13 protein-coding genes are annotated in these 16,119 nt (G+C 46.7%); 12 read left to right on the forward strand and 1 reads right to left on the reverse strand.

Annotated elements, in window-relative coordinates:
* The first annotated feature begins 127 nt into the window (after window positions 1–127).
* From MKZ16_RS08255 to MKZ16_RS08290, 8 genes are all read left to right on the forward strand, one after another.
* Window positions 128–1,081, forward strand: coding sequence for a glycoside hydrolase family 43 protein (locus MKZ16_RS08255; RefSeq protein WP_036680969.1), 954 nt, complete (start codon window positions 128–130; stop codon window positions 1,079–1,081).
* A gap of 405 nt (window positions 1,082–1,486) precedes the next feature.
* A complete protein-coding gene (locus MKZ16_RS08260) occupies window positions 1,487–3,232 on the forward strand; it encodes an extracellular solute-binding protein (protein WP_036680971.1) in 1,746 nt (581 codons plus the stop codon).
* Between the two features lie 11 nt (window positions 3,233–3,243).
* Window positions 3,244–4,215, forward strand: a complete 972-nt coding sequence (locus tag MKZ16_RS08265; RefSeq protein WP_038569527.1) for an ABC transporter permease subunit — start codon at window positions 3,244–3,246, stop codon at window positions 4,213–4,215.
* A gap of 15 nt (window positions 4,216–4,230) precedes the next feature.
* A complete protein-coding gene (locus MKZ16_RS08270; RefSeq protein WP_036680976.1) occupies window positions 4,231–5,166 on the forward strand; it encodes a carbohydrate ABC transporter permease in 936 nt (311 codons plus the stop codon).
* Between the two features lie 58 nt (window positions 5,167–5,224).
* A complete protein-coding gene (locus MKZ16_RS08275) occupies window positions 5,225–7,006 on the forward strand; it encodes a glycoside hydrolase family 2 (RefSeq protein ID WP_076104927.1) in 1,782 nt (593 codons plus the stop codon).
* A 27-nt stretch (window positions 7,007–7,033) separates the two neighbouring features.
* Window positions 7,034–8,782, forward strand: a complete 1,749-nt coding sequence (locus tag MKZ16_RS08280; RefSeq protein WP_076104928.1) for a sugar-binding domain-containing protein — start codon at window positions 7,034–7,036, stop codon at window positions 8,780–8,782.
* A 42-nt stretch (window positions 8,783–8,824) separates the two neighbouring features.
* Window positions 8,825–10,219 (forward strand): family 43 glycosylhydrolase, encoded by a 1,395-nt coding sequence (locus tag MKZ16_RS08285; RefSeq protein ID WP_076104929.1) that lies wholly within the window; start codon window positions 8,825–8,827, stop codon window positions 10,217–10,219.
* Between the two features lie 145 nt (window positions 10,220–10,364).
* Window positions 10,365–11,312: an ArsR family transcriptional regulator gene (locus MKZ16_RS08290; RefSeq protein WP_036680981.1), complete on the forward strand. Its 948-nt coding sequence runs from the start codon at window positions 10,365–10,367 to the stop codon at window positions 11,310–11,312.
* A gap of 89 nt (window positions 11,313–11,401) precedes the next feature.
* On the opposite strand, the gene MKZ16_RS08295 is transcribed toward MKZ16_RS08290, so the two are convergent.
* Complete coding sequence (locus MKZ16_RS08295) at window positions 11,402–12,442, reverse strand: fucose 4-O-acetylase (RefSeq protein WP_036680982.1); 1,041 nt, start codon at window positions 12,440–12,442, stop codon at window positions 11,402–11,404.
* Window positions 12,443–12,635: 193 nt separating this feature from the next.
* Between MKZ16_RS08295 and MKZ16_RS08300 the strand changes: the two genes are divergently transcribed.
* From MKZ16_RS08300 to mgrA, 4 genes are all read left to right on the forward strand, one after another.
* Window positions 12,636–13,379 (forward strand): alpha/beta hydrolase, encoded by a 744-nt coding sequence (locus MKZ16_RS08300; RefSeq protein ID WP_076104930.1) that lies wholly within the window; start codon window positions 12,636–12,638, stop codon window positions 13,377–13,379.
* A 34-nt stretch (window positions 13,380–13,413) separates the two neighbouring features.
* Window positions 13,414–14,178, forward strand: a complete 765-nt coding sequence (locus MKZ16_RS08305; RefSeq protein WP_076104931.1) for an HAD-IA family hydrolase — start codon at window positions 13,414–13,416, stop codon at window positions 14,176–14,178.
* A gap of 34 nt (window positions 14,179–14,212) precedes the next feature.
* Window positions 14,213–14,953, forward strand: a complete 741-nt coding sequence (locus MKZ16_RS08310; protein ID WP_076104932.1) for an NAD-dependent protein deacylase — start codon at window positions 14,213–14,215, stop codon at window positions 14,951–14,953.
* Between the two features lie 107 nt (window positions 14,954–15,060).
* On the forward strand, window positions 15,061–16,059 hold the full coding sequence (gene mgrA / locus MKZ16_RS08315) for an L-glyceraldehyde 3-phosphate reductase (protein ID WP_076104933.1): 999 nt from the start codon (window positions 15,061–15,063) through the stop codon (window positions 16,057–16,059).
* Window positions 16,060–16,119: the final 60 nt, after the last annotated feature.

The raw sequence follows: 16,119 nt of genomic DNA on the forward strand, positions 1-16,119 counted from the left end.
CTTTAGGAGAGCTGAGTATGATGGGAGTTATTATTTTATGGGAGGTGCTGGAAAATCGGGATTTGTGTATTATTATCGCCGCGGTGGATCGTTTTTACGGGGATGAAAAGCTAAGGAGGGAAAGGGAATGTCACAGCGTACAACTTATTTAAATCCAATTGTAGCAAGCTCAGGAGACCCATGGGTATTCAAACATACCGATGGATATTATTACTTTATGGCCACAAAAGCTAAATGTCTGGAGCTGACGAGATCTAGAACCTTGACCGGCCTTGCGGAGGGCGACAAGAAAGTGATCTGGTCTCCCGAACCGGGGGGCAGCTACAGTTACAATCTGTGGGCGCCGGAAATTCATCATTTGGACAACAAATGGTACATTTACTACACTGCGAATGACGGAGGAGGCGACGATTCACGACGGATTTGCGTGCTGGAGAATGAAGAGGCAAACCCGCTGGAAGGGCAGTGGGTATGGAGAGGTGCTTTGCAGACACCTGTCCCAGGGTTGGATGGAACAGTAATGTCATTGCGGGATCAGCTGTACTTTCTGTATGCGGGATATGGTCATTTCCCTGATTATGGGTCGGCTATTTACATTATGCGAATGAGTAATCCTTGGACCTTGGAAGGGGAACATCACCTGCTTACCGCTCCAACTCTGTCATGGGAGAAGCAAGGTGGCATGGCGATTAACGAAGGTCCGGTAATTTTGCGGCGCAACAATCGTATTTTCATGGTTTATTCGGCAAGTACGACTTGGTCTGAGGATTATGCACTAGGGATGCTCACCATGAGCGAAGCGGCAGATCCTTTGCAACCGCTGTCATGGGAAAAATCAATGTCGCCTGTATTTTGCAAAAGTGTAGAGAACGGGATTTTTGCCACGGGGCACAATAGCTTCACACGATCTCCTGATGGCAAGGAAGATTGGATAGTCTATCATGCGCTTCCTTCCGCTGGAGCGGATGTGTCTTTGCGAGCAACCCGTATCCAGAAATTTGGGTGGAAGGTGGATGGGACACCGGATTTTGGGGTTCCTTGTAGGGATACGCTTGCTCAGACCGTACCGTCGGGAGAATAAGAATAAAACAGAAAAACAAGATTGAAAAGGCCATTTATTACAGAAAAACTGTAATGAATGGCCTTTTCATGTAATGCAGATATTTTTATTCGCTGTCGATAATAATTGACGAAAAACGCCTGTGTTATAAGGGTTTTTTCGCCAAAATACAGGGTGTTTAGTACGTTTTTTTAATAGGTTTGTAGTTGGTGTAGCCATATATTTGTTTGAGAAAAGTTCGTAAGATTACAAAATTATTGTATGAAAGCGTTGACATATGGATTTTGGATGCTTATAATTCGATCTGAGATACAGAAAAACTGTATTAATCAAGGGGAGTTATCTACAGGGCAAAAAGGAGCGTGGTTCCAAGCTTTGGATTTGCTTAAGGCGTTGTGGCAAATATTTTATAGTGGGAGGTTAAGTATGAAGAACAATGCAAAGCGTTTTTTTAGTCTTTTATTTGTGTTAATACTGATCATTTCGACTGTAACAGCATGTAGTGGCAACAGTGCAAACAATGGGGCTGATAACGGTGGCTCCAACAACAAAGAGAACGAGAGCACAGCCAAAGACCCGGTTGAGTTTACAGATATCAGCGCAGACATACGCGGCAATACAGCCCCAACGCAAGAGCAAATCGACGAAGTTAATCATTCCTTGAATGATACATACCTCGGCGACGTTTTCGATGAAGTCATTCCAAATGATTACTCAGCTTATCCTGTTAAAGGTGATGTGGTTCTGGATGTATGGATGCCTGCGAATTCCAATATTCCGGATATGAACAATCATGCTGTCCAGAAGCAGGTGGAGCAATTAACGGGAATCAAAGTAAACTTCATCACGCCGCCAATCGGCCAGGAAGCGGATGCCTTCACGCTGATGATCTCCTCCGGTGAACTGCCTGACATTATCATTGAGCCGGGACGTTATCCGGGAGGTTTTGAAGCGGGCGTAAATGACGGCGCTTATATCGATCTGACAGATCTGATGGAGAAAAATGCTCCGAACTATACGAAGTGGCGCAATTCGGATGAATCAAGAAGAAAAACCACGGTCACGGATGACGGCAAGCTGCTTGGCTTTTATGGCATCGCCCCATATTCAGAGTGGACTTGGTTTGGAACGTTGATTAAGCAAGAGGCGCTGGATAAAACAGGGCTTGAAGTTCCAAATACGATTGATGAATGGCATACCTTCCTGACAAAAGCAAAGGAAGTCGGATACAAAGCACCACTTAATTACGGCTCTACTTACGGCCAGATTTTTACCGGCATCATAAATGGCGCATATGGAGTATGGGATTGGACGTTCCTTGATGAGAATGGCAAAGTGGCCTGGGGGCCAGCACAGCCGAAAGCTAAGGAATATTTGACCACCATGCAGCAATGGAACAAAGAAGGATTACTGAACCCGGACTGGGCAACGGCAGACTTTAACCAGAGAATGGCGAGTGCCATTTCGGGAGATACCGCGATGATGATGGACTCTCCGGATACGATGTGGAGTTATTGGAAAGAGCAAAGCGGTATCGACTTTGTGGGGGCACTGAACCCGGTTCTAAACAAAGGAGATAAGTCCGCAACCACGTACAAAAATTTCAAAAGAGCGGGGATCGAAGCTGCGATCACAACGCAAAGCAAAAATGTAGAAGCGGCAATGGCTTGGCTTGATTTTAATTACAGTAAAAAGGGCTGGGAATTGATTAACTTTGGTGAATACGGCACGGTCCACCTGATTGATGACACGGGAATGCCTTATTATCCAGAGAACAGTTATATCTTTAAAGACCCTGAAGGTCAGCCCGTATCGACAACCTTATGGAAATACCGGATGCACAACTGGCCGGATATCCGGGATGAGCATCATTCCAACCCGCTGATCGCTGCCAAAGGAAGTTATTCGGGAGACATTCGCAAGAATTGGACAGAAAATATGGACACCAGTATGGCTATGCCACCTATTTCCTTTACCAAGGATGAAGCTTCGCGGGAAGCCGAGCTTGGAAACCAGCTGTCGACACTGCGCGGAGAGTATTTTGCAAAAATCATAATGGGAGACCTGCCGGTAGATGCCTATGATAAATTTTTGAAAGAAGCTCAGAGCATGGGACTGGAAGAGTTTTTGAGTATCCATCAGGCAGCCTTAGATCGATATAACAAACGATAGGTGGTTGTTTTATGGAAATGTTACGAAAAAACAGAGCGATAAAGCCCACTCCTCAGGACGCCAAACCTAAAAATACCAAGCTAGTGATTAAGAAGGATTTGAAAAAGAACTGGTTTGTCTATCTGTTGGCCGTCCCTGTTGTAGCATGGTTCCTGATTTTCTGCTACGGGCCGATGTGGGGGGTTATGATCGCCTTCAAGGATTTTAAACCCCTGCTGGGGTTTGGCCAGAGCGAGTGGGTAGGGTTTAAGCACTTTATTGATTTTTTCCAAGGGCCTTATTTCTGGCGGGTCGTTAAAAACACCCTTCTCCTCAATGTTTGGGGGATTGCCTTTGGATTTACAGCCCCGATTATTCTGTCCTTGATGCTGAACGAAATCCGTGGGGTTAAGTTTAAAAAAGTGGTCCAAACGATCACCTATATGCCGCACTTTATTTCCCTGGTGGTGGTATGCGGGATCATTCATATCTTTGCCGCAGATGAAGGGATTATCACGCAAATCCTGCAATTTATTACCGGAAAAGAGTACTCTTCACTGCTCGGCTACTCTTCGTTCTTCCGGCCGATTTATACCTTCTCCGGCATTTGGCAGAGCATCGGCTGGGATAGCATCATCTACCTTGCGGCGATGAGTTCCATCGATACTTCATTATATGAAGCTGCTGAAATTGACGGAGTGGGACGGATTAAAAAAATGTGGCATATTACGCTGCCGCAGATCAGCCCAGTTATCATCATTCTGTTTATTTTTGCCATCGGCGGGTTGATGTCATCCGGGTACGAGAAGATTATCCTGCTGTACAATCCTCTGATCTATGATACGGCGGATGTTATTGCCTCTTATGTTTATCGTCGCGGTTTAAGAGAAGCCAGTCTTAGTTATTCTACGGCTGTGGGCTTGGTCAGCTCAATCGTTAACTTCGGGCTGCTCTGGATGACAAATACAATAGCCAAACGCAGGTCCGAGGTCAGCTTATGGTAAGAAAGAGGGACAGCTATGAAAGATAATTTGCAGCGTAAAACGAAAAAAAGACGAAAACATAAATCCATCGGCGACAGAGTGTTTGACGGCACGCTTTATACTCTGCTGACCGCATTAACCTTGGTGTGTTTTTATCCGATCCTGCATATCCTGTTTGCTTCCGTCAGCGACCCCGGCATGTTGATTGCTCATAAAGGGATTTTGCTGAAACCGCTGGGGTTCACTTTGGATGGCTATAAGCTGGTGTTTAAAGATAACAGTCTGATCAACGGCTATAAAAACACGATTATATATGTAGGGTTAGGCACATTAGTCAACATGATCATGACCATTCTGGGAGCTTATGTATTGTCCAGACGAGGTTTGTATTTTAAAAACTTCATCATGATCCTGATTACAATCACCATGTTCTTTGGTGGCGGGTTGATTCCTTGGTTCTTATTAATGAAGGATATTGGTTTGTACAATAATTTGTGGGCCATGATTTTGCCAAGTGCTTTAAGCACATGGAACATTATTATTTTACGAACTAGCTTTCAAGCCATTCCGCAGGAATTGGAAGAGGCGGCTACTATTGACGGGGCAAGTCAGGCCCATATTTTAACGAATGTGATTCTACCGCTGTCCAAAGCTACGCTGGCCGTAATCTTTTTATACTATTTAGTGGGGAACTGGAACTCATGGTTTAATGCGATGGTGTTGTTGAAGGACAGACAGCTGTTCCCGCTGCAGCTATTAATGAAAGAAATATTAGTAGCTAATGATGCAACCGCAACCTCGATCGGCAGTGCAGGCGGGGTAGTCATCGATAGCGCCCAGAGCCAGACGGCATTCCGCGAGCTGGTTAAGTATTGCGCGATTGTCGTTTCTACGCTTCCTATATTAATGGTATATCCTTTCTTGCAAAAATATTTTGTTAAAGGTGTTTACGTAGGTTCGATTAAAGGATAGCGGGCAAAAAAACAAGTTCATCTTATATAGAAATTATTTAATAGGAGTGAAGTACACCATGTTGACAGAAGCAAGCAGCACATCCGTTCCACGTCCAGAATATCCAAGACCCCAATTTGCCCGTAAGGATTGGCTTAGCCTAAATGGAGAATGGGATTTTACGTTTGATGATGAAGATGTCGGTGAGGAAGAACAATGGTATCGGGCGGACGCAAAGGGTTTATTTTCACGGGTTATTCAAGTGCCCTTTGCGTTTCAGAGCAAGCTGAGCGGAATTGAAGATCCTTCATTTCATGATGTTGTGTGGTATAGAAGAACTTTCGAAGTTCCTGAGGGTTGGAACGGGAAGCGGATTGTCCTCCATTTCGGCGCCGTTGATTATTTGGCAAAAGTCTGGGTGAATGGTCAGCTGGTGGCCGTGCATGAAGGCGGACATACGCCATTTCAGGCCGATATCACTCCTTCGCTGATCAAAGGAAATAATACCATTATACTGCGCGCAGAGGATTTCAGCCGCGATGTCACCTTGCCGCGGGGCAAGCAATATTGGCTGGAACAGTCTGCTGCCATCTTTTATACCCGCACAACCGGAATCTGGCAGAGTGTCTGGCTTGAACCGCTGTCTGCAGTGCATCTGAGTAAAACTATGATGACACCAGATATTGACCGCAATGAAATCCGGCTTCGGACCTTTCTGCAAGGATTTAAGTCTGCTGATCCGCTCAAGCTGCGCATAACGGTATCGTATGACGGTGAAGTGATCGCAGAGGATCAATATATGCTCAAGAATGCAGAGCAGCTGCGGGCTATCGGCTTGGGGGATTTTGCGGATCATGGTCTTGGACGTTTATGGAGCCCTGAGCATCCGAATTTGTATGATATTCAATTCCAATTGCTTCGGAATGAGGAAGTAATTGATGAAGCGGCGAGTTATTTCGGCATGCGCAAGGTGTCGATTGAAAATGGCAAGCTATGCTTGAATAACCGCCCATATTTCCAGAGACTGGTGCTGGATCAGGGGTACTTCCCTGACGGGATACTAACCGCACCTACAGACGAAGAGCTGAAACGTGATGCCCAGCTGACGAAGGAAATGGGCTTTAACGGGGTGAGGAAACATCAGAAGACAGAAGATCCCCGGTTCCTGTATTGGTGTGATAAGCTCGGCCTGCTGGTATGGAGTGAGGCAGCCAATGCTTACGAATATTCCGAGGAGTATGTCCGCCGCTTCACGAAGGAATGGCAGGAGATCATCGAGCGCGACTATAACCATCCTTGTATCGTGACCTGGGTTCCGCTTAATGAGAGTTGGGGGGTTCCCAATGTCCAGATTGATACACGCCAGCAGCAGCACGGATTGGCAATGTATCATTTAACGAAATCCTTGGATGAGATGAGACCTGTTGTGTATAACGATGGGTGGGAGCATATGACTACAGATTTGGTGACTATTCATGACTATGAGAGCCATCAGGAAGTGCTGGAGGATAGATACGCCACGGCTGAATCTTCTGTAAATGCGATGCCGGCCAACCGCAAAATATTTGTCGGTGGAGCTTCGTATCAAGGCCAGCCGATTCTCGTATCCGAGTTTGGTGGAATTGCCTTCAAGAAAAGTGAGTGGGAGGGCTGGGGTTATTCTGGGGCAGAGAACGAAGAGGATTTCCTGATGAAGCTCAAGGCTGTGGTTGACCCGATGTTCACTTCCCCGGTGATCCAAGGTTATTGCTATACCCAGCTGACGGATGTCGAGCAGGAAATCAACGGACTGCTCACCTATGATAGACAGCCCAAAGCTCCGCTTGAAGCGATCCGCAACATCATGATGCATATCAAATAAATAACATTTATTAAAAGGAGTTACACCATGACACAACAAGCAACGCTTCCGCGTCCTGAATATCCCCGCCCTGACTTTGTTCGACCAGAGTGGATCAATCTGAACGGCCAGTGGCAATTCGAAATTGATCATGGCAAAAGTGGGAAGGAACGCGGATACCCTGTTAACGAACATAATTTCTCAGGGACAATTACTGTGCCCTTCTGTCCGGAAAGCAGGCTGTCCGGCGTAGAATACAAAGATTTTATGGCTGCTGTATGGTATAAAAGGGAGTTTACCGTGCCGGAGAACTGGACAAATGGCAGAGTTATCCTTCATTTTGGCGCCGTTGATTATATGGCGGAGGTCTGGGTGAACGGCGTATCCGTAGGTACGCATCGCGGAGGATATACTCCGTTTAGCTTTGATATTACTTCTAATCTTTTAGCGGGCGGTAATGTGATTACTGTATATGCTGAAGACGACGTTCGATCGGGGCGACAGCCGCGGGGCAAGCAGAGTGAACAGTTCCATTCGCACGGCTGCGACTATACACGCACTACAGGAATCTGGCAGACGGTATGGCTTGAGCAAGTGCCTGAGACCTATCTGTCTAATCTGAAAGTTGTCGCTGATCCCGACAATGGCTGTGTGCACCTCGAAATGAAGGTACAAGGGAACGTTGCGGGGGACACGCTTAGCGCTACTGCTCTTTATGGCGGCAAACCCGTCGGGGACAGCAGTGTGATTGTTTCCGGGCCCTCTATAAAACTTACGATTCCACTGTCAGAGATTCACTTATGGGAAGTTGGAAACGCCAGATTGTATGACCTGAAGTTATCCTTGCATTGTCAGGGACGGGAGAGTGATGTGGTCCATTCTTATTTTGGACTCCGCACGGTACGACTGGATGGGATGGCATTCCGGATCAATGGGAAATCCTTATTTCAGCGGTTAGTACTGGATCAAGGTTTTTATCCGGAGGGAATCTATACCGCTCCTACTGATGAAGATCTGCGCAGAGACATCGAAATCTCAATGGGGCTTGGCTTCAATGGCGCGAGACTTCACGAGAAGATCTTTGAGCCGCGTTATCTTTATTGGGCTGACCAATTAGGTTATCTTGTCTGGGGAGAACATGCCAATTGGGGGCTGAATATTACTGGAGCGGATAGCCTGTCTCACTTCCTGCCGGAATGGCTCGAAGGTATGCAGCGTGATTTCAATCATCCCGCGCTGATCGGCTGGTGCCCTTTTAATGAGACCTGGGATCGGGACGGTGTGAAGCAGCATAACGCCGTGCTACAGATTGTTTACGACGTAACAAAACGTATGGATCCAACACGTCCCGTAATTGATACAAGCGGTAACTTCCATGTGGCTACAGATATCTTCGATCTTCATGACTATGACCAGAATCCGCAGACGTTCCGGGACAGATATGAACCGATGAAGCATGGCGGCGAAGTATTCAATACCTTCCCGGATCGCCAAACGTATGAAGGTCAACCTTACTTCATCAGCGAATATGGCGGAATTTGGTGGAACCCACAGCAGAAAGATGAAAAATCATGGGGGTATGGGGACAGACCGACCTCAGAGCAAATGTTTATCGAACGCTACGAGGGGTTGACGAATGTTCTATTAGATCATCCGCTGATGTTTGGATTCTGCTATACCCAGCTGTACGATGTGGAGCAGGAAGTTAATGGACTGTATACTTATGACAGACAGCCGAAGTTCGATCCTGACCGTATCCGCCGCATCAATGCACGGAAGGCTGCAATTGAAGATTAGAGGCGCTACGTAACTATTCATTCGAAAGGAATGTGATAGATTATGAAAGTGAATTTCCGGCAAAAATGTCTGGTCGCCTTAAGTGTTCTTCTTATTCTTCCAATGGGGAAGGTGACCCTTGCAGTCTCTGATCATAATGACTTTTACAACGTGGTTATGCAGGACGGGGCGGACCCATGGGTGTATAAACATACAGATGGCTTCTATTATTTCACCAAAACAACAGGTGGCAATGTTACTCTCTGGAAGTCAGCCCAGTTGACCACTATTGATGCAGCGCCTACTAAAGTTATCAACACGGGCGGTAGCGGCATCTGGGCGCCTGAGCTACATTATATAAACGGAGCTTGGTATATCTACTATGCGATGGACGACGGAGATAACGTAAACCACCGCATGTATGTAATGGAGAACACAGCGGCAGACCCGATGCAGGGAACTTGGCAGTACAAAGGCCAGATCACAGATTCAAGCAATAAGTGGGCTATAGACGGTACTGTGCTGCAAGTGAACGGCGAGCTGTATTTTATCTGGTCCGGCTGGGAGGGGAATGTTAATGTGCGGCAGAATCTCTATATCGCGCATATGAGTAATCCCTGGACCATTGATTCCGAACGCGTAGAAATTTCAAGACCAACGTATAGCTGGGAAACGAATCATTCCCCAAATGTGAATGAAGGACCGCAGGTGATTATAAATGGAGAAGTCATTAGTTTGGTCTACTCGGCAAGTGGAAGCTGGACTAATGATTATTGTCTGGGACTGATCACCGCAGACATCTCCAGTGATCTGTTGAATCCGGCATCATGGAATAAACGCAATCAGCCTATCTTTTCCTCAGGCAATGGACTTTACGGACCTGGACACCATTCGTTTACTAAGTCTCCTGACGGCCAAGAGGATTGGATCATGTACCATGTCGCCAAATACAACAACGCTGGCTGGAACCGCGAGGTACGGATGCAGAAATTCAGCTGGAATGCTGATCATACACCTAATCTGGGCATTCCCGTTGACCCTAATCTTCCTATAACTTTGCCTTCAGGTGAAAACATGCATACCCGCTACGAAGCGGAAAAAGGGACATTTGGCGGCGATGCCTATGCCTCTTCGAGTCCCAAGGGCTCGGGTGGGCTTAAGGCGGGTCATATTGATACGCCGGACAGTTACGTAGAATTTTCGGTTGATGCGGCAGCCGCAGGCGAGTATATTCTTTTGGCTCGAACGGCGAATGGAACGGCTGGCGGGAATTGGTCGAATTTTCAGCTTAGTGTCAATGCAGGACCTTCCGGACCATTCTATATCACCAATAAAGGGTGGGAGAATTGGGGGCTGTCCACAGCCCGGATTCAACTGAAGGCAGGCATAAACAAGCTTCGTTTTACCAAAGGCGAAGGTTACGGAGAAATTGATTTCATTGATATTAAGCCATTGTGAATCGAACAAACCTAAGAGACCTACGAGATGGCTTCCGGTTTTCCGGAGGTCATTTCTAGGTGAAAGGGCCTGTAGTTGTAATTGTTTTTCATCTCATTAAGAAGTAAGATTAGGATAATTATTAGGATACAAGGAGAGCTGATTTGTGCTGGAACTTAGCTTAAACGACCCGGAAAAATTAGTCACAGTAACGCATGCTTTATCAACCCGTTCTAGGGTTGATATACTTCGGCTCTTAAACTCCAAAAACTTAAATATTATTGAAATCGCTGAGAGGCTGAAGCTTCCAGTGTCGACGGTAGCAAGCAATATTAAAGTATTAGAAGCAGCAGAGTTAATTCATACAGAATTGCTTCCGGCTTCACGCGGGGCGATGAAAGTTTGCAGCCGGAATTATGATGATCTTCATATTGCCTTGAATTTAAAAGAGCCGATGCCAAAGGGATTAACTCATGTCTATGAAGTAGAGATGCCGATCGGTCATTATAGCGACTGTGAGGTATCTCCTACTTGCGGAATGGCTAATAGCGAGGGTCTTATTATCAAAGAAGATGAACCGTCGAGCTTTTATCACCCTAAACATGTCAACGCTCAGCTGATCTGGCTCCGCAAAGGATTCCTGGAATATTTGCTGCCTATGGATATCCCCTCCGGAGCACAAATTGAATCGCTGGAATTATCCATGGAGATCTGTTCGGAAGCTCCGAATTATGACCAGAACTGGCCTTCGAACATTTCCGTGTGGGTGAATGGATCGGAGATCGGCATGTGGACCAGTCCCGGTGATTTCGGTGACCGGCGGGGCAAGCTGAATCCGAACTGGTGGTGGGATGGATCCACACAATACGGGTTTCTCAAGACCTGGCGTGTTGACCATGAAAAGACGACACTTGATATGGAGAAGGTGTCGAATGTTTCCTTAAATGATCTTCTGATTAACCGGAGCCCCAAATTGCGGCTGCGCATTGGAATCAACCCTGATGCAGTTCATCAAGGCGGACTTAACCTGTTCGGGCGTCAGTTTGGCGATTATGAACAACATATTATGATGAAGGTGAAATATACCATGGACCAGGATGAAGTAGAACTTTAGCTTAGGAGATGAACAAAGCAAGGCGGTTCCTCGGAAACGAATCTTCGTATCCAGGGAACCGCCTTGCTTTGTTTGTTCTGGATGTAAAATCAGAGTGTGCGGCGTAGGGCGGCACGCTGAAGGGTGATCATCCAGTCAACGGACGGCTCAACCAGCGGGTGAAAGAGCCGTTTAACTGACGGCTGAGCCAGCAATACGGTGAATAATACGGCGGTGAGCAGCAGGACTACTGCCCCAGCAGCATTGCCAATATAGGTGTAAATCCCAGAAACGGCAGCCAGACGAACGATAAAACCATGAAGCAGGAAGACATACAACGTGCGGCGTCCCCAGTCGGTCATGCGGCTCGCTCCGTAAGGTACAAGACCGAGGAAAGCGAGTGAAGCGACAATTTGTAGTCCGTACAGTCCCAGGCGGTATACGCCTGCATACCATACATTGGCATCAAGCTGCATATAGGTCATGTTGCCATATAACCAGCCAAAGGGAAATCCTGCTCCCCATGTAGCCATGATGGCAAGGAGTAGAACGGAGGCTGCTGCTGCAAAGATTTTGATATATTTCTGATAGAGCTTGACGAAGGTTTCGAAGGAGAAATGATAGCCGATAATGAAAAAAGGCAAATATACAAAGGTACGGCTGATGCTAAACCATACACCGTCCAGCTGGAGATATCCCACAGCCACCCCCGCTGTTACAGCGAAGAGGAGCTTAGCGGTTATTGACCATCTGCTCATTCCGAGCATCAGGAGGCGCCAGCAGGCATGACTGGCCAGAAACCATAGGAGCAGATAGGGTGCGAAAATGGAATGCTGGATGTTGCTTACATGAAAGAGGGAAACGTCGAGTGCGGAATATAAGCTTTGAAAAATGAGGTATTGCAATCCAATTTGCAGCAGCATTTTGCGGCCGGTAGTTCCGGCAAGGCTTTTTCTGGCGAAATAGCCGGTCACCAGTACGAACAGCGGCATGTGAAAGCTGAAAATCCACATATATAATCCGTGTATTCCGCTCATTTTGTTAATCAGAGGTTCAATTGCATTACCGGCAAAAACAGTGATAATAAGCATAAAACGCAGGTTGAGAAAAAAGGTTTCTCCGCGCGTTTCCAGCGAGTTTTCCCCTACCATGATTTAGCCTCCAAATTATGCTGTATGCAAATTAATTTAATTTTAAAATACTAGATTTTCTTTGATTTAATTGTGAATTAAATCACAATAGAAAGCGTTATCATGTGTGCGAAATGTGGCGATGTGTTGAAGGTTGTTAGAATAGAGGGATTCCACTATAATTTTTATATGCATTAACATCTGGGAGTGGAACATGTTGAAGAGAAGAATAACTAAGCGTCGCGTCGCTATTTTTGTATTGATTATTTTAGTTGTAGCCGGGTTGCTGTTATGGAAGTATTTAACGCCATATGCACCGGCTCAAGAAGCCGAAACCGCACTGATTTCAAGTGGTGGAGTTACCGTCGAACAGAATGATAATTGGATTTCGTTCGAACCTTCCATTACTAAAGGCGCCTCGATTATATTTTATCCTGGGGCTTTGGTTAAACCGGAAGCTTACTCCCCTCTTGCGAAGAGCGTCGCTGCTGCAGGGCATCCCTTCTACATCGCCAAAATGCCGTTTAATTTAGCCGTAACGAAGGGGGATGCCGCAGAAGAGATTATTCGTGTACATCCGAAACAATCTTTTGTGCTGGGTGGACATTCACTTGGGGGTGTCATGGCCTCACGTTACGCAATTGAGCATACGGACCAGCTGGAAGGTGTATTTTTCTTAGCCTCTTATCCAGATGAAAAGGGCAGTCTACGAGAGACTACTTTGTCAGTGTTATCGGTTGTGGGTACTGAGGATCAAGTGATTGACAGAGACAGCTACAACAAAGGGCGCTCCTATCTGCCAGATAATACAGTTTATAGTTCAATTGTAGGTGGGAATCATGCGCAATTTGGCAGCTACGGGCCTCAGAAGGGGGACGGCGAAGCCACAATATCCGAGCAAGAGCAGCAGAGTCGCACAGTAAGTGCCCTGTTGGATTGGCTGGGAAATCTGAGGTAGTTACGGGTCATTCAACAGAGGGAGGAAACAATTCATGCCAGTATTACACATTAACGATGAATGCGTTCCCTGCTCTGGAATATTGTTTGATAAAGATGGGACGTTACTCGATCTATTAGCCACCTGGGGGAATTGGGCGGAGCTTGTGCTGCGCGGACTGGAAGATCAACTAGCGATCATGGGAGCGGGATTTATTGTAGAGCGCAGCAAGGTGCTGGGTACGCAACATGATCCGCAAGGGAAGTTAATAGGGTACGACCCGGCGGGGCCGCTTACCATGGCTACAGAGGAAGAAAGTTACGGTGTACTCGCGTGGCAGCTATATGCAGCAGGAGTTCCTTGGAATGAAGCGCTGACCCGTGTGAAAAGCATAACTAAAAACGCAATGTACGAATTACGCCGACGCCGTATGGCACAGCCTTTAGCGGGACTTTATTCTTTTTTGGAGCAATGCTCTGCGGCATCCCTTAAGCTTGGCGTGGTTACCTCCGATGGGGCAAAGACCACTGGAGAGCATTTGGAATGGCTTAATGTGGCAGGCTATTTTGATTCGGTAGTTACTAGGGACAGGGTAAAAAACGGAAAACCCGCTCCTGAAATGGCTGAATTGGCCTGCCGGGAGCTAGGGCTTTCGCCTGAAGAGACGATTATTATTGGGGACAGTAATGCCGATATGCAATTAGGTAAAGGTGCAGGGCTTCGCCTCGCAATTGGGATTTCCGCCAGTGGTGATGGGGAGCACCTTATAGACGCAGATGTAATCATTTCCGGTTTTAATGAGCTTCGGATCACTTACTGATCAGCTAATAAAAGGAAAGGATGTGCTACTTAGTATGGATCAATTGCAGACACTTGCTTCTTGGATCAAAGAAAGTGACAACATCGTTTTTTTCGGAGGGGCGGGTACGTCGACAGAGAGTGGAATTCCCGATTTCCGCTCCGCAGCTGGATTATATCAAACTCAGCACAATTCACCTTATCCACCTGAAGTGATGCTGAGCCGCACTTTTTTCATGTCCTCACCGGACATTTTTTTTGATTTTTACCGCAGTAAAATGATTCATCCAGAGGCCCGTCCGAATGGTGCGCACCAGCTACTAGCGGAATTGGAACAGCAGGGGAAGCTGAAGGCGGTGATTACGCAAAATATTGACGGCCTGCACCAGCAGGCGGGTAGCCGTAGTGTACTTGAGCTGCATGGTTCGATCCATCGCAACTATTGTATGGACTGCTCACGGTATTACGGGCTGGATCAACTGCTGGAAATGACTGAGATCGTTCCTCGCTGCCCGGAATGTGGCGGAATTATCAAGCCGGATGTGGTTTTATATGAAGAAGAATTGGATCATTCCGTGCTTATGGGCTCTGTCGCAGCGATTGCCTCTGCAGATATGCTTATTATTGGTGGAACCTCGCTAACGGTTCAGCCTGCGGCCAGTTTGGTGACTTATTTCCGTGGCAAACGTACGGTGCTGCTGAACGGAGATCCCACACCTTATGATGACCGGGCGGATCTGCTGATTACAGATCGAATTGGAAAAGTAATGGGCAGTGTCAAGGATCTATTAAGCTAGATGGAAAAAGCTGTCCTTTGGTTTCTCTTGCCAGATTATTATTACGCTCAGAAGTTTAAAGATAAGGTAGGCTCACAACAGCGTGTAATGAGAGGCAGGGATAAGCAATGGTATATGTAGCAGACGATAAACGGTATGACAACATGCGTTATAATCGTTGCGGGAACTCAGGTCTCAAGCTCCCAGCAATCTCATTAGGATTATGGCAGAATTTTGGTGGAATCGATAATTACGAGAACGGCAGAGAAATGATCACTCGTGCTTTTGATCTTGGAATTACCCATTTTGATCTGGCCAATAACTATGGTCCACCAGCTGGTTCAGCAGAAGAGCTGTTCGGTAAAGTTCTTGCCAATGATATGTTTCCTTATCGTGATGAAATAGTGATCTCTACAAAAGCAGGGTATAACATGTGGCCCGGCCCTTATGGCGAATGGGGTTCGCGTAAATATATGCTGGCTAGTCTGGATCAGAGCCTGAAACGGCTAGGCCTAGATTATGTTGATATTTATTACTCTCATCGTCCAGACCCGGAAACACCGCTTGAAGAAACCATGCAGGCGCTGGATTATGCGGTACGTTCTGGCAAAGCTTTATATATAGGACTATCCAACTATAATGCGGAGCAGACGGCTGAAGCCCTCAGCATTCTAAAAAGCCTGGGCACACCGCTCTTAATCCATCAGCCTAGTTATTCTATGCTCGATCGTTGGATTGAGGGCGGCTTACAGGATGTACTGGAACAAAGTGGTGTAGGGAGCATCGCTTTTACACCCCTGGCTGAAGGTTTGTTAACCAACAAATACTTGAATGGTATTCCAGAGGGGTCAAGGGCTGCCAAGCCGTCTGCCGCCTTGAATGAGAGCCGGATTACACCGGAGGTGCAGCGGAGGATTCGCGCACTTAATCAGCTTGCAGTTTCGCGAGGACAGAGTCTGGCTCAGTTTGCACTGGCTTGGACACTCCGGGGGGGCAAGGTTACTTCTGCCCTAATTGGAGCAAGCAAAGTGGATCAGATTGAAGAGAATATAGCTGCTTTAGCTAAGCCTGATTTCAGTCCAGAGGAGTTAGAGCGGATTGAAACGATTCTAAAGACAGAACTATAGCGTATTGAACACAGTAACAGCCCGGTTCCTTAAGTTAAGGAAGACGGGCTGTTGTTGTAA

It is taken from the genome of Paenibacillus sp. FSL R5-0928, assembly GCF_037970385.1.
Taxonomy (GTDB): domain Bacteria; phylum Bacillota; class Bacilli; order Paenibacillales; family Paenibacillaceae; genus Paenibacillus_AQ; species Paenibacillus_AQ odorifer.

Coding starts and splice junctions, on each gene's coding strand:
- MKZ16_RS08285 (WP_076104929.1), top strand. CDS start 8,825: ATGAAAGTGAATTTCCGGCAAAAATGTCTGGTCGCCTTAAGTGTTCTT.
- MKZ16_RS08265 (WP_038569527.1), top strand. CDS start 3,244: ATGGAAATGTTACGAAAAAACAGAGCGATAAAGCCCACTCCTCAGGAC.
- MKZ16_RS08275 (WP_076104927.1), top strand. CDS start 5,225: ATGTTGACAGAAGCAAGCAGCACATCCGTTCCACGTCCAGAATATCCA.
- MKZ16_RS08260 (WP_036680971.1), top strand. CDS start 1,487: ATGAAGAACAATGCAAAGCGTTTTTTTAGTCTTTTATTTGTGTTAATA.
- MKZ16_RS08280 (WP_076104928.1), top strand. CDS start 7,034: ATGACACAACAAGCAACGCTTCCGCGTCCTGAATATCCCCGCCCTGAC.
- mgrA (WP_076104933.1), top strand. CDS start 15,061: ATGGTATATGTAGCAGACGATAAACGGTATGACAACATGCGTTATAAT.
- MKZ16_RS08295 (WP_036680982.1), bottom strand. CDS start 12,442: ATGGTAGGGGAAAACTCGCTGGAAACGCGCGGAGAAACCTTTTTTCTC.
- MKZ16_RS08270 (WP_036680976.1), top strand. CDS start 4,231: ATGAAAGATAATTTGCAGCGTAAAACGAAAAAAAGACGAAAACATAAA.
- MKZ16_RS08300 (WP_076104930.1), top strand. CDS start 12,636: ATGTTGAAGAGAAGAATAACTAAGCGTCGCGTCGCTATTTTTGTATTG.
- MKZ16_RS08255 (WP_036680969.1), top strand. CDS start 128: ATGTCACAGCGTACAACTTATTTAAATCCAATTGTAGCAAGCTCAGGA.
- MKZ16_RS08305 (WP_076104931.1), top strand. CDS start 13,414: ATGCCAGTATTACACATTAACGATGAATGCGTTCCCTGCTCTGGAATA.
- MKZ16_RS08310 (WP_076104932.1), top strand. CDS start 14,213: ATGGATCAATTGCAGACACTTGCTTCTTGGATCAAAGAAAGTGACAAC.